The 18,533-nt window shown below is 65.0% G+C and carries 17 protein-coding genes; 4 read left to right on the forward strand and 13 right to left on the reverse strand.

Annotated features, from left to right (window positions below):
• Position 1: 1 nt before the first annotated feature.
• The 3 genes from ACOJB8_RS23835 to ACOJB8_RS23845 form a co-directional block, all read right to left on the reverse strand.
• Positions 2–1,435 carry an aldehyde dehydrogenase family protein gene (locus tag ACOJB8_RS23835; protein WP_475014661.1) on the reverse strand — a complete coding sequence of 478 codons (1,434 nt, stop codon included), beginning with the start codon at positions 1,433–1,435 and terminating at the stop codon, positions 2–4.
• Between the two features lie 241 nt (positions 1,436–1,676).
• Positions 1,677–3,269, reverse strand: coding sequence for an ABC-F family ATPase (locus tag ACOJB8_RS23840; RefSeq protein ID WP_069265658.1), 1,593 nt, complete (start codon positions 3,267–3,269; stop codon positions 1,677–1,679).
• Between the two features lie 198 nt (positions 3,270–3,467).
• Positions 3,468–4,400 carry an NAD(P)-dependent oxidoreductase gene (locus tag ACOJB8_RS23845; RefSeq protein ID WP_475014663.1) on the reverse strand — a complete coding sequence of 311 codons (933 nt, stop codon included), beginning with the start codon at positions 4,398–4,400 and terminating at the stop codon, positions 3,468–3,470.
• A 168-nt stretch (positions 4,401–4,568) separates the two neighbouring features.
• Here ACOJB8_RS23845 and ACOJB8_RS23850 point away from each other — a divergent pair, with 168 nt between their 5' ends.
• A complete protein-coding gene (locus ACOJB8_RS23850) occupies positions 4,569–4,778 on the forward strand; it encodes a dodecin (protein WP_069265657.1) in 210 nt (69 codons plus the stop codon).
• 152 nt (positions 4,779–4,930) lie between these two features.
• Here the strand turns inward: ACOJB8_RS23850 and ACOJB8_RS23855 are convergent, their stop codons facing one another.
• The 4 genes from ACOJB8_RS23855 to ACOJB8_RS23870 form a co-directional block, all read right to left on the reverse strand.
• Complete coding sequence (locus tag ACOJB8_RS23855; protein ID WP_475014665.1) at positions 4,931–6,016, reverse strand: BMP family ABC transporter substrate-binding protein; 1,086 nt, start codon at positions 6,014–6,016, stop codon at positions 4,931–4,933.
• A gap of 91 nt (positions 6,017–6,107) precedes the next feature.
• Positions 6,108–7,037 carry an ABC transporter permease gene (locus tag ACOJB8_RS23860; RefSeq protein ID WP_368605406.1) on the reverse strand — a complete coding sequence of 310 codons (930 nt, stop codon included), beginning with the start codon at positions 7,035–7,037 and terminating at the stop codon, positions 6,108–6,110.
• Between the two features lie 39 nt (positions 7,038–7,076).
• Positions 7,077–8,183: an ABC transporter permease gene (locus ACOJB8_RS23865; protein ID WP_342945812.1), complete on the reverse strand. Its 1,107-nt coding sequence runs from the start codon at positions 8,181–8,183 to the stop codon at positions 7,077–7,079.
• Between the two features lie 66 nt (positions 8,184–8,249).
• Entirely contained in the window at positions 8,250–9,875 is a 1,626-nt protein-coding gene (locus ACOJB8_RS23870) for an ABC transporter ATP-binding protein (RefSeq protein ID WP_475014668.1), read from the reverse strand.
• Positions 9,876–10,132: 257 nt separating this feature from the next.
• Here ACOJB8_RS23870 and ACOJB8_RS23875 point away from each other — a divergent pair, with 257 nt between their 5' ends.
• Positions 10,133–11,065 carry a LysR substrate-binding domain-containing protein gene (locus ACOJB8_RS23875; RefSeq protein WP_069265652.1) on the forward strand — a complete coding sequence of 311 codons (933 nt, stop codon included), beginning with the start codon at positions 10,133–10,135 and terminating at the stop codon, positions 11,063–11,065.
• A gap of 66 nt (positions 11,066–11,131) precedes the next feature.
• Here the strand turns inward: ACOJB8_RS23875 and ACOJB8_RS23880 are convergent, their stop codons facing one another.
• Entirely contained in the window at positions 11,132–12,532 is a 1,401-nt protein-coding gene (locus ACOJB8_RS23880; RefSeq protein WP_475014670.1) for an 8-oxoguanine deaminase, read from the reverse strand.
• 160 nt (positions 12,533–12,692) lie between these two features.
• Positions 12,693–12,890, reverse strand: a complete 198-nt coding sequence (locus ACOJB8_RS23885; protein WP_141710710.1) for a hypothetical protein — start codon at positions 12,888–12,890, stop codon at positions 12,693–12,695.
• 230 nt (positions 12,891–13,120) lie between these two features.
• Here ACOJB8_RS23885 and uraH point away from each other — a divergent pair, with 230 nt between their 5' ends.
• Positions 13,121–13,474 carry a hydroxyisourate hydrolase gene (uraH, locus tag ACOJB8_RS23890; protein WP_028204021.1) on the forward strand — a complete coding sequence of 118 codons (354 nt, stop codon included), beginning with the start codon at positions 13,121–13,123 and terminating at the stop codon, positions 13,472–13,474.
• 216 nt (positions 13,475–13,690) lie between these two features.
• The gene (locus ACOJB8_RS23895) at positions 13,691–14,884 is read left to right on the forward strand and encodes a urate hydroxylase PuuD (RefSeq protein WP_069265649.1); all 1,194 of its coding nucleotides are present in this window, start codon (positions 13,691–13,693) and stop codon (positions 14,882–14,884) included.
• 363 nt (positions 14,885–15,247) lie between these two features.
• Here the strand turns inward: ACOJB8_RS23895 and ACOJB8_RS23900 are convergent, their stop codons facing one another.
• From ACOJB8_RS23900 to puuE, 4 genes are all read right to left on the reverse strand, one after another.
• A complete protein-coding gene (locus tag ACOJB8_RS23900; RefSeq protein WP_069265648.1) occupies positions 15,248–15,772 on the reverse strand; it encodes an ureidoglycolate lyase in 525 nt (174 codons plus the stop codon).
• An 18-nt stretch (positions 15,773–15,790) separates the two neighbouring features.
• A complete protein-coding gene (gene alc, locus ACOJB8_RS23905; RefSeq protein WP_475014673.1) occupies positions 15,791–16,801 on the reverse strand; it encodes an allantoicase in 1,011 nt (336 codons plus the stop codon).
• Positions 16,802–16,883: 82 nt separating this feature from the next.
• Positions 16,884–17,405 (reverse strand): 2-oxo-4-hydroxy-4-carboxy-5-ureidoimidazoline decarboxylase, encoded by a 522-nt coding sequence (gene uraD, locus ACOJB8_RS23910; RefSeq protein ID WP_475014675.1) that lies wholly within the window; start codon positions 17,403–17,405, stop codon positions 16,884–16,886.
• Positions 17,402–18,361 (reverse strand): allantoinase PuuE, encoded by a 960-nt coding sequence (gene puuE, locus ACOJB8_RS23915; protein WP_475014676.1) that lies wholly within the window; start codon positions 18,359–18,361, stop codon positions 17,402–17,404. Before puuE ends, uraD begins: the two co-directional genes overlap by 4 nt.
• Positions 18,362–18,533 lie beyond the last annotated feature (172 nt).

Raw genomic sequence — 18,533 nt, forward strand, 5'->3', positions numbered from 1 at the left:
ATCAGCCCTTCGGCACCTTGAACTGCATCGACTTGTATTCGAGGTATTCCTCGAGGCCATACGCGCCGTTTTCGCGGCCGTGTCCCGACTGTTTGAAGCCGCCGAAGGGTGCGGCCATGTTCCAGGCGCCGCCGTTGATGTCGATCTGGCCCGTACGGATACGGCGTGCCACGCGCATCGCGCGCTCGTCGCTGCCGGCCCAGACCGCGCCGCCGAGGCCATAGAGCGAGTCGTTGGCGATCGCGACGGCGTCGTCTTCGTCCTTCGCCGTGAGAATCGTCAGCACCGGGCCGAAGATCTCTTCCTGCGCGATGGCCGCATCGCGCGGCACGCGGCCGAACACGGTCGGTTTCACGAAGAAGCCCTGCGTCACGCCTTCCGGCATGCCGGGGCCGCCCGTCACGAGTTCGGCGCCGTCGGCCATGCCGCGCTCGATGTAGCGCAGCACGCGTTCCTGCTGCACCTTCGAGGCGAGCGGGCCGAGCTTCGCTTTGTCGTCGCGCGGGTCGCCCACCTTGAACGCCTCGGCGGCCTGCTTCGCGAGGTCTCGCGCTTCTTCGTAGCGCGACTCCGGCACGATCATGCGCGTGTGGGCCGAACAGGTCTGCCCCGAGTTGAGGAAGCACGCGCCCACCGTGCCTTTCACGGCAGCCGCGAAGTCGGCGTCATCGAGCACGACGGAGGCCGATTTTCCGCCCAGCTCCAGCGCGACGCGCTTGACCGTGGCCGACGCGACTTCCGACACACGTTTGCCCGCACGCGTCGAACCGGTGAACGACACCATGTCGACGTCCGGATGGCGCGCGAGCAGCTCGCCCACCACGGGACCGTAGCCCGTCACGAGATTGAACACACCCGCGGGCAGGCCGGCGTCGTGGATGGCCTCGGCGAGCACGAATGCGTTCAGCGGCGCGATCTCGGAGGGCTTGAGCACGACGGTGCAGCCGGCGGCGAGCGCGGCGGCGACCTTGAGCGTGATCTGGTTGAGCGGATAGTTCCACGGCGTGATAGCCGCGACGACGCCCACCGGTTCGCGCACGACGAGCGAGTTGCCCACGCGCTCCTCGTACTGGAACTCGCTTGCGAGCTGCGCGTAAGCGCCCCAGTTGTAGACCGGGCCGCCCACCTGAATGGCGCGCGCGAGCTTGAGCGGCATGCCGACTTCGCCTGCGATCAGCTGCGCGAGTTCGTCGGTGCGGGCCTTGAGATTGTCGGCGATTTTCTGCAGATACGCCCCGCGCTCGGCGGCGGGCGTCGCGGCCCAACCGTCGAAGGCCGCGCGTGCTGCGGCGACGGCCGCTTCGGCATCGGCTTCGACGCCCTCGGGGATGCGGCCCATCACCGCCTCGGTGCCCGAATCGATCACGTCGATCGTGCCCTTGCCGTGCGGGGCGACCCATTGGCCGTTGATGTAGAACTGCGCGTAGTCGTTCATCTACTTGTCTCCTGTCTGTCGATGGCGGCTTGCGCTTTAGCGCTTACTGCCATCCCATGCAAAGCTCTGTGTTCGTTCGCGATTTCATCGCGGCGCTCGCCGCGGCGACAGTGCATTCTAGCGTGGTTGACGCATACGTAAAGCGGGCGCGCCGTAGGCTAAGGCACGCAGGCCAAAAACAAAACGGGCGACGCTCACGCGCCGCCCGTTTTCATTTCACGCCTCGTTCAGCGATCGAAATTCATTGCAGCCCCTGGCTCACCAGGAAGTCTTCGTAGTTGCCGCTGTAGTCCTTGACCGTGCCATCGGTTTTCACCTCGATGATGCGGTTGGCCAGGCCGTTCACGAACTCGCGGTCGTGCGACACGAAAATAAGCGTGCCTTCGAACTTTTCGAGCGCGATCTGCAACGACTCGATCGATTCCATGTCCATGTGGTTGGTCGGCTCGTCCATGAGCAGCACGTTGTGGCGGCCGAGCATCAGCTTGCCCCAGATCATGCGGCCCTTCTCGCCACCCGACAGCACCTTCACCGACTTCCTGATGTCGTCCGCATTGAAGAGCAGACGGCCCAGCGTGCCGCGCACCGACTGCTCGTCGTCGCCTTCCTGGCGGTACTGGTCGATCCAGTCCATCAGCGTCACGTCGGCCGGAAACTCTTCGTACGTGTCCTGCGGCATGTAGCCGACGTTCGCGTTCTCCGCCCACTTTACCGAGCCGTTGTCGACGGCCAGATTGCCGAGCAGCGAACGCAGCAGCGTGGTCTTGCCCGCGCCGTTCTCGCCGATGATCGCGATGCGCTCGCCCGGCTGCACGCTGATGCTGAGCTTGTTGAAGATGCGGCGCTCGTACGTCTTCGTGATCTCTTCCGCGACCACGACGATGTTGTGCAGCTTCTTCTCGAATTCGAAGCGGATGAACGGGTTCTGGCGCGACGAGGGCTTGAAGTCCTCGATCTTGATCTTGTCGATCATCTTCAGGCGGCTGGTGGCCTGGCGTGCCTTCGACTTGTTCGCCGAGAAGCGGCGCACGAAGTCCTGCAGGTCGGCCACGCGCTCCTTCGCCTTCTGGTTCGCGGCCTGCTGACGCTCGCGCGCCTGCGTCGACGCCAGCATGTAGTCGTCGTAATTGCCCGGCCAGACCTTCAGCGTGCCGTAGTCCATGTCCGCCATGTGCGTGCAGACCTGGTTCAGGAAGTGTCGATCGTGGGAGATGATGATCATGGTCGAGTTGTACTCGTTCAGAACATCTTCCAGCCAGCGGATCGAATTGATGTCGAGGTTGTTGGTCGGTTCGTCGAGCAGCAGCACGTCCGGCTTCGAGAACAGCGCCTGCGCGAGCAGCACGCGCAGCTTCCAGCCCGGCGCCACGCCGCTCATCGGGCCGTTGTGGAATTCCGTGCCGATGCCGATGCCGAGCAGCAGTTCGCCCGCGCGCGCTTCGGCCGTGTAACCGTCGTACTCGGCGAACTTCGCTTCGAGTTCGGCGGCATGCATGTAGTCGTCGTCGGTGGCTTCGGGGTTCGCGTAGATCGCGTCGCGCTCGCTCATCGCGGCCCACATTTCGGTGTGGCCCATCATGACGACGTCGAGCACGCGCACGTCTTCGTACGCGAACTGGTCCTGACGCAGCTTGCCCAGACGCACGTTCGGCTCGAGGATGACGTTGCCCGAACTCTGCTCGAGATCCCCACCGAGGATCTTCATGAACGTGGATTTGCCGCAACCGTTCGCGCCGATCAGGCCATAGCGGTTGCCTTCGCCGAATTTGACCGAGATGTTCTCGAACAAGGGCTTCGGCCCGAATTGCATGGTGATGTTGGCGGTAGAGAGCACAGCGCGTCCCGGAAAGTAGATCGACGAAAAACCTGTAATTTTAGCAGGTTATGCCACTTCGCGCGCGAGTTCCAGCCGCGCGGACAGCCTTGCTCCGCGCAGCATGACACGGCAGGAAGTGAACAATGTGAAGGCCGCCATGCACGCCGGTTACAACGGGGCCGCATCGCTCGCGAGGCCGGCGGGTGCCTGATCAGGTCACGCTTCGCCGCTGCGCGGGGTCTGCAGCACGTCGATGAAGCCCGAAAAATCGGCCTGCTCGAGGCCCATGGCTGCCGCGAGACGCAGCAATTGCTGGACCGTGCCCGAGACGGGCATAGGCGTGCCAGTCTGCGCGGCCGCGACGGCGATCGTGTCCACGTCTTTCTGGAACGTTTTGAGCGCGCCGATGGATTCGAACCCGTCTTGCGTCATACGCGGCACGAACGTGCGCAGCAACGTCGAATCGGCCCAGCCGCCTGCAAGCGCCTCGGGCAGCTTCGCCGCCTCGATGCCGCTGCGCCGCGCGAGGCTCACCGCTTCGGCAATTGCGGCGACCGTAGCCGTGACGATGGCCTGGTTGCACAGCTTGGTGATCTGACCCGCGCCCACGCCACCCATATGGGTCACGCGCGCCGCGTAGGCGCCGAGGATCGGCGTAACGGCTTCGACGTCGGCCGCTGCGCCGCCCGCCATGATCGCCAGCGTGCCGTTTTGCGCGCCCGCCACGCCGCCCGACACCGGCGCGTCGATCCAACCCACGCCGAACGCCGCCGCGCGCTCCGCTAGCCTGCGCGTCGCGTCGGGAGGAATGCTCGAATGATCGACGATGCGACGCACGCGCACGCTCGCGCCGGGCGTACCGGCCAAAAGCCCGTGTTCGCCGAACACCACCTGCTCGACCGCCGCTGCGTCGGCGACGCACAGCAACACCACGTCAGCCTCGCGCGCGAGCTCGCCAAGCGTCGCGGCCACCTGCGCGCCGTCGGCGATCAGCGCCTGCGCCTTCGCCGGCGAGCGGTTCCACACGCGCACTGCATGCCCGGCGCGCAGCAAGCGACGGATCATCGGCGCGCCCATCAGCCCCGGTCCGCAAAAACCCAACACCTGCCCGTCCATTTTCTCCGTCTCCTGTCGATCGCCGTTGCGCATTCACGCCTGCGAAACGGGCACGTCGAATGCTCGTTTTCGCGCGAGGCGCCATGATAGGCGCCATGATAACTGGCGCCGGGCTTCTCTCATCTTTGCCCTTGCGCCCCGGTCCGTTACCTATACTCGATTGACGCGCCGACGCCGCGCGACCCACGAGGAGACTCTGCCATGAACGACCACGTCTACAAGCAGATCGAACTTACCGGCTCGTCGAAGGTGTCCAGCGACGACGCCATTCGTTGCGCCATCGCGCGGGCATCGAAGACGTTGCGCTACCTGCACTGGTTCGAGGTCGTGGAAACGCGCGGCCTGATCGAAAACGATCAGGTCTCGCACTGGCAGGTCACGATCAAGGTCGGCATACGCATCGACGACTGACGCGGCGCTGCGTTGCGCTGCTAGAACGTCAAACGGCTGCGCGCGCCTCTCAGCGCTACACGCAGCCGCTTCGCGTACGCACGTCGAAATCGTACGAAGAATGCAACTTGCACCCGCGCCGTGCAGGACGGGCGAGCTCGCCCGGCATATGCCTATTTCGGCAGCGAGCCGTCCACGCCTTCGACGTACCAGTTCAGGCGTTGCAGTTCCGGGTCGGTCAGCGTCTTGCCGGCCGGAACCTTGACTGCGCCCGTCTGATCCTTGATCGGGCCCGTGAAGACGTCCCACTTGCCGCTCGCGATCTGTTCGCGCTTCGCGGCGACCGCCTTTTGCGCATCTGCCGGGAGCTCGGACGTGTTGACGTCGCCGAGATCGACGGCCTTTTGCGGAATGCCCCACCACACGGGGTCGTTCTTCCACTTGCCATCGAGCACCTGCTGGATCGCCGCGACGTAGTACACGCCCCAGTTCGCCTCGACCGAGCCCAGGTGCGCGTGCGGGCCGAACTTCTTCATGTTTGAATCCCAGCCGAACGCGTGGACCTTCTTCTCTTCGGCGGTGGCGAGCGTCGCGCTCGAATCGGTGTTTTGCAGCAGCACGTCGGCGCCCTGGCCGATCAACGTTTCGGCGGCCTGCTTCTCCTTGCCCGGATCGAACCAGCTGTTGATCCAGATGACCTTGGTATGCACCTTCGGATTCACCGAGCGCGCGCCGAGCGTGTACGCGTTGATGTTGCGCACGACTTCGGGAATCGGCACCGAGGCGACGAAACCGAGCGTGTTGGTCTTCGTCGCGTAACCCGCGGCGACGCCCGCGAGATACGCGCCCTGATACATGCGCACGTCATAGGTGCCGAAGTTCGGCGCCTTCTTGTAGCCCGTCGCGTGCAGGAACACGGTGTCCGGGAAATCCTTCGCCACCTTGAGCTGGAAGTCCTGATAACCGAAGCTCGTGCCGAAGATGATCTTGTTGCCCTTGTTCGCGAGATCGCGGAACACGCGCTCCGAGTCCGCCGACTCCGGCACGTTTTCCACGCGCGTGATCTTGATCTTGTTGCCGAACTTCTGCTCGGCGACCTTCGAGCCCTGATCGTGCGCGAAGGTCCAGCCGGCATCGCCCGGATTGCCGAGATAGACGAACGCGACGCCCGGCACGTCGGCGGCGTGGGCCACGGGCGCGAGGGCCGCCGTGCCGCACGTGGCGGCGACGGCGAAAGCGGTCAGGATGGTTTTTTTCATCGTGGATCTCCTGTCGTGAATGGGGAACTGCGAGCGTTCAAGGCGTTTTGGTTAGTATTCCCGATAGATTGCCCGTCTTAAGCAACCGCACCTATGCGGCCCCAAAGAACGGCTTGCCGAGCGAAGCCGGCGCGTTCAGGCGGATCGTGTTCGGGTTGCGCGAAATGAGCACGAGCACGACGATCGTCGCGACGTACGGCAGCATGGCGAGGAACTGCGTGGGCACCGGCACGCCCACGGCCTGCGCATAGAACTGCGCGCCCGTGACCGCGCCGAAGAGCAGCGCGCCGATCAGGAGGCGGCCCGGGCGCCACGTCGCGAACACGACGAGCGCGAGCGCGATCCAGCCGCGTCCTGCGGTGATCTGCTCCTGCCACAGATGCAGCTGCACCACGGAGTAGTAGCTGCCCGCGAGGCCCGCCATCGCGCCGCCGAAGGCGGTCGCGCCATAGCGCACGCCGATCACGGGAAAGCCCACCGAATGCGCGACCTGCGGCGACTCCCCGACCGAGCGCAGCACGAGCCCGGCGCGCGTGCGATAGAGGAACCAGCCGACTACGGCGAACATGATGAACGCGAGGTAGTCGACAGGCGTGAGGCTGAAGAGCGCCTGCCCGACCACGGGCAGTTGCGAGAGCCCCGGAATCGGCCAGGCCGCGATGGTCGCCGAGGTCGCGGCCGAGGTGTACGGCTTGCCGACATACGCCGAGAGCCCGACGCCGAAGATCGTGAGCGAGAGGCCCGTGGCGACCTGGTTGGCGAGCATGGTGAGCACGAGAAAGCCGAACAGCAACGACATCGCAATGCCGGCGGCCATACCCGCAACGAGGCCGAGCCATGGGCTGCCGGTAATGGTCGCGACCGCGTAGCCTGTGACGGCGCCCATCAGCATCATGCCTTCCACGCCGAGGTTGAGCACGCCCGACTTCTCCGTGACGAGTTCGCCCACGCCCGCGAACATGAGCGGGATGGCGGCGGTGACGGCGCTCGAGGCGAGCGAGCTGGCTTGCTGGATATCCATGTCGTGTGGCCCTTTTGATTGTTCTCTGGCTTGCGCTGGTCAGTTCGCAACCGCGACCGGATGACGGCGGCGCACGCGATAGTTCACGAAGAGGTCCGCGCCGAGCAGGCAGAACAGCAGCAGCCCCTGGAACACGCCGGAAAGCGCCTGCGGCAATTGCAGCGATGTCTGCACGGCTTCGCCGCCCAGGTAGAGCAGCGCCATCAAGAGGCTCGCGAGCACGATGCCGACCGGATGCAGACGCCCCACGAACACGACGATGATCGCCGTGAAGCCGTAGCCCGGCGACCAGGTCGCCTGCAGCTGACCGATGGGACCGGCAATCTCGCCCATGCCCGCGAGGCCGGCGAGGCCGCCGGAAAGCAGCAGCGAGGTCCAGATCGTCTTCTTCTCGGAGAAGCCCGCATAGCGCGCAGCGAGCGGCGCGAGGCCGCCCACGCTCATGCGATAGCCCGCAAAGCTGCGGCGCATGAAGAGCCACACGAGCGGAATGGCCGCGAGCGTCAGGAAGATCGATGCGTTCAGGCGCGTGCCGCGCAGCCAGTGGATGCGCCAGTCGCCGCCGAAGGTCGGATAGAGCGCGTCGCCGCTGAACATTTCGGAGAGCGGAAAGTTCATGCCCTGCGGGTCGCGCCACGGACCGCTCACGAGCCAGATCAGTAGCTGCGTGGCGACGTAGGTGAGCATCAGGCTCGTGAGGATCTCGTTGGTGTTGAAGCGGCTCTTGAGCCACGCGGGAATTGCCGCCCACGCCATGCCGCCCAGCACGCCCGCGAACATCATCAGGAACAGGATCCACCAGCCCGTCGATTGGTCGAAATAGATCGCCACGCCGCTCGCCGCGATGCCGCCCAGCACCATCTGCCCTTCCGCGCCGATGTTCCACACGTTGGCGCGATACCCCGCCGCGAGACCGAGCGCGATCAGGCATAGCGGCGAGGCCTTGAGCAGGAGCTCGGACCAGCCGTTGATGCTCGACAGCGGTTCGATGAAGAACGCGTGCATCGCCTGCAAGGGATCGCGGCCCACGAGGCCGAAGATCAGGAAGCCGATGGCGAGCGTGAGCAGCGCCGCGATGAGCGGCACGGCGATGCGCACCGTGCGCGACGGCGTCGTGCGGGCTTCGAGTCGGTACGGGAAGATCATGGTCGTGAAGTCGGTGGTCGGTCTCGGGTGGTCGATGTGCTTTAGCGCGTTGTTATGTGTCGCAGGTCACGCGTTCGCCACGGTCTGCGCGGGCGGCTCGCCGTTGGGCCGGCCGCCGTCTCCGCGATCCGCGCGCTCGCCGAAGAGCCCCGCCATCCAGCGGCCGATTTCCTCGGCGTTCGTCTCGCCGGTCAAACGCGCGGGCGAAAGGCGTCCGCCCGCGAGCACGGCAATGCGGTCGCAGATGTCGAAAAGCTCTTCCAGTTCTTCCGAGATCACGAGTATCGCCACACCGCGCGCCGAAAGATCGAGCAACTGCTGGCGAATGAATGCGGCCGCGCCCACGTCCACGCCCCAGGTGGGTTGCGCGACCACGAGCACCTTCGGCGCCTGGAGAATCTCGCGCCCCACGATGTACTTCTGCAAGTTGCCGCCCGAGAGGCTTTGCGCGAGCGCATCCGGGCCGCCGCAGCGCACATCGAACGCGCCGATGCAGCGCTCGGCGAACGCGCGCATCGCGCCCGTCCTGAGCCAACCCGAGCGCACCATGCCTTCGCGGTGTGCCGTGAGCAAGGCGTTTTCGGCAAGCGACATGGCCGGGACCGCGCCGCGCCCAAGGCGTTCCTCCGGCACGAAAGCGAAGCCGAGCTTTCGGCGCGCCCCAGCCGAAAGGCGTCCCGCGGCCTTGCCGCAAATCCTGACGGCGTCGGCGCTCACACCGTGGCGGGCCGCTTGCGCCTCGCCCGAGAGCGCGGCGAGCAGTTCCGCCTGGCCGTTGCCCGAGACGCCGGCGATACCGAGTATCTCGCCCGCATGCACGCCGAACGAAACGTCGTTGAGCGAGGTGCCGAACGGATCGTCGCTCGGCATCGACAGATGCCGTGCTTCGAGCAGCACGTCGCCGGGCGCGTGTGCGCGCCGCGTGTAGTCGGGCAGTTCGCGCCCGACCATCAGCCGCGCGAGCGACGCATGCGTTTCTTCGCGCGGAATGACGCGGCCCGTGACCTTGCCGCCGCGCAGCACGGTGGCCGTGTCGCAAAGCTCCTGGATTTCGTCGAGCTTGTGGCTGATATAGAGAATGCTGCAGCCTTCGGAAGCGAGACGCCGCAGCGTGCCGAACAGCTTGCGCACCGCTTGCGGCGTGAGCACCGAAGTCGGTTCGTCCATGATCAACAGACGCGGATTCTGCAGCAGGCAGCGCACGATCTCCACGCGCTGACGCTCGCCCACCGTGAGGCTATGCACGTGGCGCTGCGGATCGACATCGAGGCCGTATTGCGCCGACACCTCGCGAATGCGTTTGCCGAGCGTTTTCAGGTCGAACGGTTCGTCGAGCGAGAGCGCGATGTTCTCGCCGACGGTAAGCGTTTCGAACAACGAAAAATGCTGGAACACCATGCCGATGCCGAGTTTGCGCGCCCCAGCCGGACTCGCGATTTCGACGGCCTGGCCTTCCCAGCGGATCTCGCCCGCGTCGGGCCGCACCGCGCCGTAGACGATCTTCATGAGCGTGCTCTTGCCCGCGCCGTTCTCGCCGAGCAAGGCGTGGATTTCGCCCGGCGCGACCGAGAGCGTGACATCGTCGTTCGCGCGCACCGCCGGGTACTGCTTCGTGATGCCGGCAAGCGCGAGGCGCGGCACATCGCTGCCGTTTTGCCCAAGCGTTGCCTGACGAGAAGAAGAATCACCCATGGAGGTTCCGCCGTTGTACGTAATTGCTGTTCGTTAACCCGATTGACGCTGGCCGCCGTGCGGGGGTGACGATACCTGTTAGCCCTGCGAAGGTCGAGCCGTCAAAATTCGCTGTTGCCTCGCTGCATGAGGCTGGCCGGCATAACCCCGGCGCGAGCCTCGGGGTAAGCCTCGCTTGACGCCACTTTTTGTCCATATTAAAAACGATATACCCCCAAGCCTCATCGATCAGCCAGAACATATAATTCGGAGAATTCATGAGTCAGCAACGCGAGGCGATCGACACGTACCTCTTGCGCGTCTTGCACACGCTTCTGATGGAGCGCAGCGTGACACGCGCAGCCGTCAAGCTCAATCAGTCCCAGCCCGCAATCAGCGCGGCGCTTCGGCGCCTGCGCGACATCACCGGCGACCCGCTGCTCGTGCGCGGCAAGTCCGGCATGGTGCCGACCGAGTACGGCCTGCGCCTGCTCGAGCCCGTACAGAACGCACTGCGCGAGATCGAGCGCATCCGCTTCCAGCAGCACAATTTCGATCCGGCCACCTCTATCCGTTGCTATCGGATTGGCTGTCCTGACTATTTGAACGTCCTGTTCGTGCCGACCGTGGTCGAGCGCTTCCGTCTGGCCGCGCCCAACGCCACGCTCGAGTTTCACTCGCTCGGGCCTGCGTTCGACTACGAGCTCGCGCTCGAGGAAGGCAAGCTCGATATCGTCATCGGCAACTGGCCCGAGCCGCCCGAACAACTGCACCTGTCGAACCTGTTCGTCGACCAGATCGTCTGCCTGATGAGCAACTCGCACCCGTTCGCCAAGCGCGGCGGGCTCACGCTCGACCAGTATCTGAACGCGCCGCATCTCGCGCCCACGCCCTACTCCGTGGGTCAGCGCGGCGCCATCGACGTGCACCTCGCGCGCGAGCGCCTCAAGCGCCACGTGGTCGTCACGCTGCCGTACTTCAATCTCGCGCCCTACGTACTCGTGAAGTCGGACCTGGTCTTCACGACCACGCGCCTGTTCGCCGACCACTATGCGCGCTTCCTGCCGCTCACGGTCGTACCCGCGCCGCTCGACTTCCCGCCGATGCAGTACTACCAGTTGTGGCACGAACGCTGTCATTACTCGGACGAAGTACGCTGGTTACGCAGCCTCATCGCCGAAGCGACGAAGACGCTGATCGACAAGCCTTGAGCAGCACGGCCGCACGCTGCTGCGGCCGCCTGAACTTTCAATACGTCCATGCGTGGCGCGCTTGCCTCAGCGCGCCATCTGCACGAGTTGCGCCGCGAGCCGGTTATGCCGCTCGATGACCGGCCCAAGCTCCACCGTCTGCAACACGCCGTCCTTCACGACCACGCGCCCGCCGATCACGCTCAGCGCGACCTGCGAGGGTGCGCAGAAGACGAGCGCAGCAACAGGATCGTGCAGCGCACCCGCGAAAAGCGGCTGGCGCAGGTCGAACGCCACGAAGTCCGCCGCCATGCCGGGTGCAAGCGCGCCGATGTCGTCGCGGCCCAGCACCTGCGCGCCGCCCAGCGTCGCGATTTCGAGCGCTTCGCGCGCCGTCATGGCATCCGGCCCGAAGCCCACGCGCGCGAGCAGCATGGCCTGCCGCGCCTCGGCCACCATCTGCGCGCCGTCGTTCGACGCCGAACCATCCACGCCGAGCCCGACCGGTACGCCGGCGAGCCGCATCTTCTTCACGGGCGCGATGCCGGAGGCGAGCCGCATATTCGAGCACGGGCAATGCGCGACGCCGGTGCCGGTCCGGCCGAACAAACCGATGCCGTGATCGTCGAGCTGTACGCAGTGCGCATGCCAGACGTCGCGGCCCACCCAGCCCAGGCCCTCCGCATATTCGGCGGGCGTCATACCGAACTTTTCGCGGCTGTAAGCAATGTCGTTGGCGTTCTCGGCGAGATGCGTGTGCATCGACACGCCGTAGTGCCGTGCGAGCACCGCCGATTCGCGCATCAGGTCGCGGCTCACCGAAAAGGGCGAGCACGGCGCCACGACGACGCGCAGCATCGCGTACCGGCCCTCGTCGTGATACGTCTCGATGAGGCGCTGCGTGTCGGCGAGAATCGCGTCCTCGCGCTCGACCACGGAATCGGGCGGCAAGCCGCCGTCCTTCTGGCCGACGCTCATGCTGCCGCGACTTGCATGAAAGCGCATGCCGATGCGCTGCGCCGCGCGGATGCTGTCGTCGAGGCTGCTGCCGTTCGGATAGATGTACAGATGATCGCTGGACGTCGTGCAACCCGAGAGCAGCAGCTCCGCCATCGCGGTGAGCGTCGAGACCTCGATCATCTCGGGCGTGAGGTTCGCCCATACCTTGTAGAGGCTGGTGAGCCAGCCGAACAGTTCGGCGTCCTGCGCGGCGGGCACGGCGCGCGTGAGGCTCTGGTACATGTGGTGGTGTGTGTTGACGAGCCCCGGCGTCACGAGGTGGCCGCTGGCGTCGATCACCTCGTCGGCCGTGGCGGGCAGGTCGGCCGTCGGGCCGACCGCGACGATGCGGTTGCCTTCGACGTAGAGCCCGCCGCCGCGAATCTCGCGACGCGCGCCGTCCATCGTCACCAGCATGTCGGCGTTTTTCACCAGCAATGTCTTGCCGGGCTTTTGCGGGTTTTGCCGCTGTGCGAGAGTGGGTTCCATCGTCCTTGTTCGCTCCGTTGTCGTGCCGCCACGAGCCCTGGCTTTTCGTTCGGACTCGCGCACGGCACGTGAACCAGACGCCCTCGCCTCACCCGCCGACCTCGCCGGTCGCCCAGGCGCCCGGTGCCGACGCGTCCCGACGAGGACGCCGCTGGCCCGGTTACCCGGCGTCCACCGCCGTCTTCGGGACGCGCAGCACGCGCTGCGCATGGCCTATACGATCCGCAACCAAAATAGTCGTGGCAATTCGCGCCGCTGCGATACCCAAATTTACGCCACGCATATAAAGGTCGATTTTTGGCGTCGCTACGATGCCAACAAGGGACGCGCGAATCCGGGGCGCAATGAGCGACAGCATCCAGGCAGTCCCAGGGCTCACCCTCATGCGTGTCGCTTTATCTTTCCTATCGCGCGCGCGCTCCGGGTGCGATCGTTCTTAAAATGCGTTCACGGCGCTCGCTTCGATCCGCCGACGGGTATGTAGCCACTGATGTGGAGCCTCGATCCGCCGCAATGCATCATGCATGGGATCGAGAGCTGCCGCTGAAACCTCGCAATCGCACCAGGCACTCACAAGGAAAACTGCGAATGGGCAAGCTGACTACCCACGTGCTCGACACCGCGAACGGCCGTCCCGGCGCGGGCATCAAGGTCGAGCTCTTTGCGCTCTCGGGCGACGCGCGCCGCGCGCTCAAGACCGTGACCACCAATGACGACGGCCGCTGCGACGCGCCGCTGCTCGAGGGCGTTGCGCTCGCCAAAGGCGAATACGAACTCGTGTTCCACGCCGGCGACTATTTCGCCGCTCTCGGCACGAAAGTGCCCGAGCCGCGCTTCGTCGACCGCGTGGTGCTGCGCTTCGGCATCGCCGACGCGGGCTCGCACTACCACGTGCCGCTACTCGTTTCGCCGTGGTCGTACAGCACCTATCGGGGCAGCTGAGCATCAATCGGGCGGCCACCGCAACACGAACTCGGAGGGCATTCCGGGCGATCTTCCAGCCCGACTCATCAAGCCCGAGGACATACAAAAAACAATGGCAGCGCGGCAGCGCGCATGGGTCACTCTGCGGCCCCAACGCTACGCGGCGCGCTCATACCCCGCAGTTAGCACGTGCGTTCAGACGCGCGCGCAATGCATCAGGACTGGAGACGTTTCATGGAAGGCTTTATTACCGATTGGCTGAACCTCGCACTGCGCTGGTTCCACGTCATCGCGGCGATCGCCTGGATTGGCGAGTCGTTCTATTTCGTCGCGCTCGACAACAGCCTCAAACCGCCCACGGACCCGAACCAGCGTCGTCGCGGCGTGTTCGGCGAGCTGTGGCACGTGCACGGCGGCGGCTTCTACAACATGCAGAAGTACACCGTGGCGCCGCCCGAAATGCCCGATGACCTTCACTGGTCGAAGTGGCCGTCGTACACCACGTGGCTCTCGGGCGCGTCGCTCTTCACGGTGCTGTATCTCATGGCGCCGAACACGTATCTGATCGACAAGAACGTGCTCGACATGGGTCCTGTCGTCGCAATCTTCTCCGCGCTCGGCTTCCTCGCCGCCGGCTGGATCGTCTATGACTCGCTGTGCCGCGTGCTTGGCACAAAGGACAAGCTGCTGGGCGTATGCGTGGGCCTCTATGTCGTGATCGCCGCCTACCTCGCCTGCCACATCTTCTCTGGCCGTGCCGCGTACCTCATCATGGGCGCGATGCTCGCGACGATCATGTCGGCCAACGTGTTCTTCGTCATCATTCCGGGCCAGCGCAAGATGGTTGCCGCGATGCTCAAGGGCGAAGTGCCGAACCCGATCTACGGCAAGCGCGGCAAGCAGCGCTCGGTGCACAACACGTATTTCACGCTGCCCGTGGTGTTCGCGATGCTGTCGAACCACTACGCCATGACCTACGCCCACGCCTATAACTGGGCCGTGCTCGTGGTGATCATGCTGGCCGGCGCACTGATTCGCCAGTTCTTCGTGATGCGTCACCGTGGCCAGCAGCTCTGGTATCTGCCGATCGGCGGCGTGGCCCTGATGTTCGTCGCGCTGGTGTGGACGCTGCCGCGCCCGGTCGTGCCTCAGGCCGAAGCCGCGAACGCACCGTCGCTGAAGGTTTCCGACATTCAGCCTATCCTGCAGCAACGTTGTGCGGCCTGTCACTCGGCGCACCCGACGTTGATGGGCGCAGCGCCGGCCGGCGTGATGCTCGATACGCCCGACGAGATTTCGCAGAACGCGCAGCGGCTCTATCAGCAGGCCGTGACGCTCAAGGCGATGCCGCTTGGCAACGTCACTCACATGACCGACGACGAGCGGCAGAAGATCGCCACCTGGTTCCAGGGCGGTGCGAAGCAATGATGTAGTTGGCAGCGCGAGTGGTTTGCCTCGCGCTACGTGAGATGTGACTGGAAGGACCCGAGGCGCGACGCGCTTCGGGTCCTTTTGCCTTTGGTACGGTCGTTGCTGAGGGGGTTGCGCGTTGGGCTGCGAACCATTCGGGCTGGCGACGGCAGGCGCATCACGCAGTCGGGCGCCGCTGAGCAAACAGAGCGCGTATGCCAACGACCCTCGCCACCTGATCCAATCGACGTATTGAAGCGTCGCACACAGCCATGCATGACTCGCCACGTTTCACCGCGCCTTCATCCGCAAAACGCAAAAAAGCCACGTCTCGGACGTGGCTTTCTCCTGCTGATACGGACTGCCTGGTAATTCCGCGAATTAGCGCATCGCCGCCTTCATCGCTTCTTCCGTCAACCAGAACGACTCAGGCAGATCCTGCTCGTTGAGATTGAGCCCGTCTCCACCGCGGTCGACGACGATGAAATCGCTCACCTCGCCCAACGCAATCAGCGGGTGATGCCAAACGCCCTTCGCATAATTCACGCCCTGCCAGCCGCGCGAAACGAACGCGCGAACCCGGGTGACATCCAGATCGCCCGCCGGTGCGACCACCACGAGATACGGCTTGTCGTTGAGCGGCACGAATGCCTGACTGCCCAGCGGATGCCGTTCGAGCATCTTCACTTCGAACGGCAGCTCGCGCGGCTGCCCGCGAAAGAGATTCACGAGCGTGCGGCCGCCCTCGTCAGTCACATCCACTTTCGCGAGATCGTGAAAGCGGATGGTCGTCCCTAGATTGATCGGAATCTGCTTCGCACCCGCGAGTTCGATCACGTCGCCGAAGGGCGCGAACGCCTCGGGCGTGAGCGGCTCGATAGTCAGCGTCGTCCTTGTTTCACTCATGATGGCCCCATCAGCGTATCAGGCGAGCGTGCCCCAGAGGCGTACACGCGAAACGCCGCCGTCCGGGATGATGTTGAAGCGCACGTGCGTAACCGGACCGAGCGCCGCCAGTTCGCTTTCGTAGTAGTGCTGCTTGTCCATCTGCAGCTTCTGCTCGCCGAGCAGCACCGGCCAGAACATGGCCTGGGTCACGAGCGAGCTGTCCGTGCCGCCCACCACGCGCGCGGCCTGGAACGAGCAGCGATCGGGATAGTTGCCCTTGAAGTGCGCCGTATCGACTTCGATCTTCTTGATGATGCCCGGCTGTGCGAGCGCAATGATCGCCCAGTCGTTGCCCGGCTCCCGGCGGCGGCGCGTTTCCCAGCCGTCGCCCATGTTCACGCCGCGGCCCGGCATGAGCAGCGTAGAGGCCATGCCAAAGTGCTGGTTGTTCGCGCTAACGAGGTACGCACCGTTTTCCATCGCGGCCAGGTCGAACAGTTCGGTACGGCTCGCGCCCGCCCAGTCCACCTGCGGCTGGCCGTACACGCGCAGACGCGCGATGCCGCCATCGGGATAGATATTCACGCGCAGGTGCGTGTACGGCTTGTCGCTCGACACTTCCACGTAATGGTGGCTATTGCCGTTCAACGAGGTCGAAGAAACGATCTCCGTCCATTGTGTCGTGGCCGTGGGTGCGCCATCGGCCACGTACGCGCCCTCCACCGATGCCGCCGGCGGGTAGTTGCCCGTGAAGTGGCTCGTGTCGATATCGAGGCCCTTGATGACGCCGGGGCGTGCGAGCTTCACGATGCACCAGTCATAGCCGCTCGTGCGCTTGCGGCGCGTTTCCCAGCCGTCCATCCACTTGCCGTGTTCGTCGTACTTGCCCGGAATAAAGACGGCCGGCTCCGGATTGAGCATGCGATCCTTCGGCGCGAAGAAGTCGTCGCTCGCCTCGAGCGCCTGCGCGCCCAGGCGCGGGTCCGCGAGATTCACAAAGCGGCGCGTGAAATCGGGGGCGTTGGGGTCGAGAGTCGGGAGTGCCATCGTTGTCTTCCTTCGTGTCTTTTCTGTAGATCAAAACGGCGCTGCACCCCTTCCGCGAGAAGCCGGGGGGCGCGTCGCCACGTTACGCGTCGATCAGTTCGTCCAGCCTGAAGCGCGCAATGCGGTAAATCTGGTCGAGGCTCGCGCGCATTTCATCGGCGCGGCTGTTGTTCACGCGCGCCTCGAAATTCGCGATGATGCCGTGGCGGTCATAGCCGCGCACCGCGAGAATGAATGGGAATCCGAACTTCTCGCGATACGCGCCGTTGAGCGCCAGCAGCTTGTCGAACTCTTCCTGCGTGCACTGGTTCAGACCCGCGCCGCTTTGCTCGCGCGTGGATTCGGCGGTCAGCTCGCCACGCACGGCGGCCTTGCCCGCAAGTTCCGGGTGGGCGTTGATGAGCGCGAGCTGCTGCGTCTCGCCGGAGGTTTCCACGGCCTGCGACATGGCGCGATGCAGCGCGTCGATGCTCGCAAACGGGCGTTGCTGCGCGGCCGCAGCGGCGACCCAGGGCGAGTGCTCGAAGATGCCCGAAAGTGCCGCCACGAAGGCGTCGATCGAGGCTCGATTCAGCTGTTCGAGGGTGTAGTGCATTGCCTTCATGCGGCGGCCCCGCGGTGGTCGTTCTGCTGCGGTTGATAGGGATGATGCTCGCGCCAGTGGCGCGCGATGTCCACGCGGCGCGTGACCCACACGCGCTCGTGTTTCTCGATGTGATCGAGAAAGCGCTGCAGCGCGCGAAAACGCCCGGGGCGCCCGAGCAGCCGGCAGTGCATGCCGATCGAGAGCATCTTCGGCGCTTCGTCGCCTTCTTCGTAGAGCACGTCGAATGCGTCGCGCAAATAGGTGAAGAAGTGGTCCGCCGTGTTGAAGCCCTGGGGCGACGCGAAGCGCATGTCGTTGGTGTCGAGCGTGTAAGGCACGATCAGTTGCGGCACCGACGTGCCGCCCGTGACATCCACGTCCATCCAGAACGGCAGGTCGTCGCCGTAGTAATCGGAGTCGTAGAGGAAGCCGCCATACTCGGCCACGAGGCGATGCGTGTTCGGGCTGTCGCGTCCCGTGTACCAGCCGAGCGGGCGCACGCCCGTCACGCGCTCGATCGCTTCCATGCCGAGCTTCATATGCTCGGCTTCCTTGGCGGGCGAGACGTCCTGGTAGTGAATCCAGCGATACCCATGGCACGCGATCTCGTGGCCCAACTCGACGAACGCACGCGCGACTTCGGGATGACGCTCGATCGCCATGCCTACACCGAACACGGTGAGCGGCAGGCCGCGCTTTTCGAATTCGCGCAGGATGCGCCACACGCCCGCGCGCGAGCCATATTCGTAGATCGACTCCATGCTCATATGGCGCGCGGGATAGGCCGCGGCGCCCACGATTTCGGTGAGGAACTGCTCGGAGCCGGGGTCGCCGTGCAGCACGCAGTTTTCGCCGCCCTCTTCGTAGTTGAGCACGAACTGCACCGCGACGCGCGCCTGGCCGGGCCAGTTGGCCTGCACCGGATACCGGCCATAACCGATCAGATCGCGGGGATATTGGGGATCGAGTGGCATGCTGGTCGAATCAATCGAATAGAGAGAATGAAACGCAATATCCGCACAACGGCGAGGCACCGCGAAACGGCCGCTGGCGCTGCATTGCAGGGCCTCGCGGACGGTCCGCGCAACCTGCTCACAGGACCGGACCAGTGTAGCGAAATCACCTGTACGCGCCCATACGCACGCT

Source organism: Paraburkholderia sp. BR10141 (assembly GCF_056155635.1).

What these genes read in the sequence shown, in the direction of transcription:
- ACOJB8_RS23875 (WP_069265652.1), top strand. Translation starts at nt 10,133, where the DNA reads ATGAGTCAGCAACGCGAGGCGATCGACACGTACCTCTTGCGCGTCTTG.
- uraH (WP_028204021.1), top strand. Translation starts at nt 13,121, where the DNA reads ATGGGCAAGCTGACTACCCACGTGCTCGACACCGCGAACGGCCGTCCC.
- ACOJB8_RS23885 (WP_141710710.1), bottom strand. Translation starts at nt 12,890, where the DNA reads ATGCTGTCGCTCATTGCGCCCCGGATTCGCGCGTCCCTTGTTGGCATC.
- ACOJB8_RS23835 (WP_475014661.1), bottom strand. Translation starts at nt 1,435, where the DNA reads ATGAACGACTACGCGCAGTTCTACATCAACGGCCAATGGGTCGCCCCG.
- ACOJB8_RS23900 (WP_069265648.1), bottom strand. Translation starts at nt 15,772, where the DNA reads ATGAGTGAAACAAGGACGACGCTGACTATCGAGCCGCTCACGCCCGAG.
- ACOJB8_RS23845 (WP_475014663.1), bottom strand. Translation starts at nt 4,400, where the DNA reads ATGCGCAACGGCGATCGACAGGAGACGGAGAAAATGGACGGGCAGGTG.
- ACOJB8_RS23870 (WP_475014668.1), bottom strand. Translation starts at nt 9,875, where the DNA reads ATGGGTGATTCTTCTTCTCGTCAGGCAACGCTTGGGCAAAACGGCAGC.
- ACOJB8_RS23880 (WP_475014670.1), bottom strand. Translation starts at nt 12,532, where the DNA reads ATGGAACCCACTCTCGCACAGCGGCAAAACCCGCAAAAGCCCGGCAAG.
- uraD (WP_475014675.1), bottom strand. Translation starts at nt 17,405, where the DNA reads ATGAAGGCAATGCACTACACCCTCGAACAGCTGAATCGAGCCTCGATC.
- alc (WP_475014673.1), bottom strand. Translation starts at nt 16,801, where the DNA reads ATGGCACTCCCGACTCTCGACCCCAACGCCCCCGATTTCACGCGCCGC.
- ACOJB8_RS23860 (WP_368605406.1), bottom strand. Translation starts at nt 7,037, where the DNA reads ATGGATATCCAGCAAGCCAGCTCGCTCGCCTCGAGCGCCGTCACCGCC.
- ACOJB8_RS23865 (WP_342945812.1), bottom strand. Translation starts at nt 8,183, where the DNA reads ATGATCTTCCCGTACCGACTCGAAGCCCGCACGACGCCGTCGCGCACG.
- ACOJB8_RS23895 (WP_069265649.1), top strand. Translation starts at nt 13,691, where the DNA reads ATGGAAGGCTTTATTACCGATTGGCTGAACCTCGCACTGCGCTGGTTC.
- ACOJB8_RS23855 (WP_475014665.1), bottom strand. Translation starts at nt 6,016, where the DNA reads ATGAAAAAAACCATCCTGACCGCTTTCGCCGTCGCCGCCACGTGCGGC.
- ACOJB8_RS23850 (WP_069265657.1), top strand. Translation starts at nt 4,569, where the DNA reads ATGAACGACCACGTCTACAAGCAGATCGAACTTACCGGCTCGTCGAAG.
- puuE (WP_475014676.1), bottom strand. Translation starts at nt 18,361, where the DNA reads ATGCCACTCGATCCCCAATATCCCCGCGATCTGATCGGTTATGGCCGG.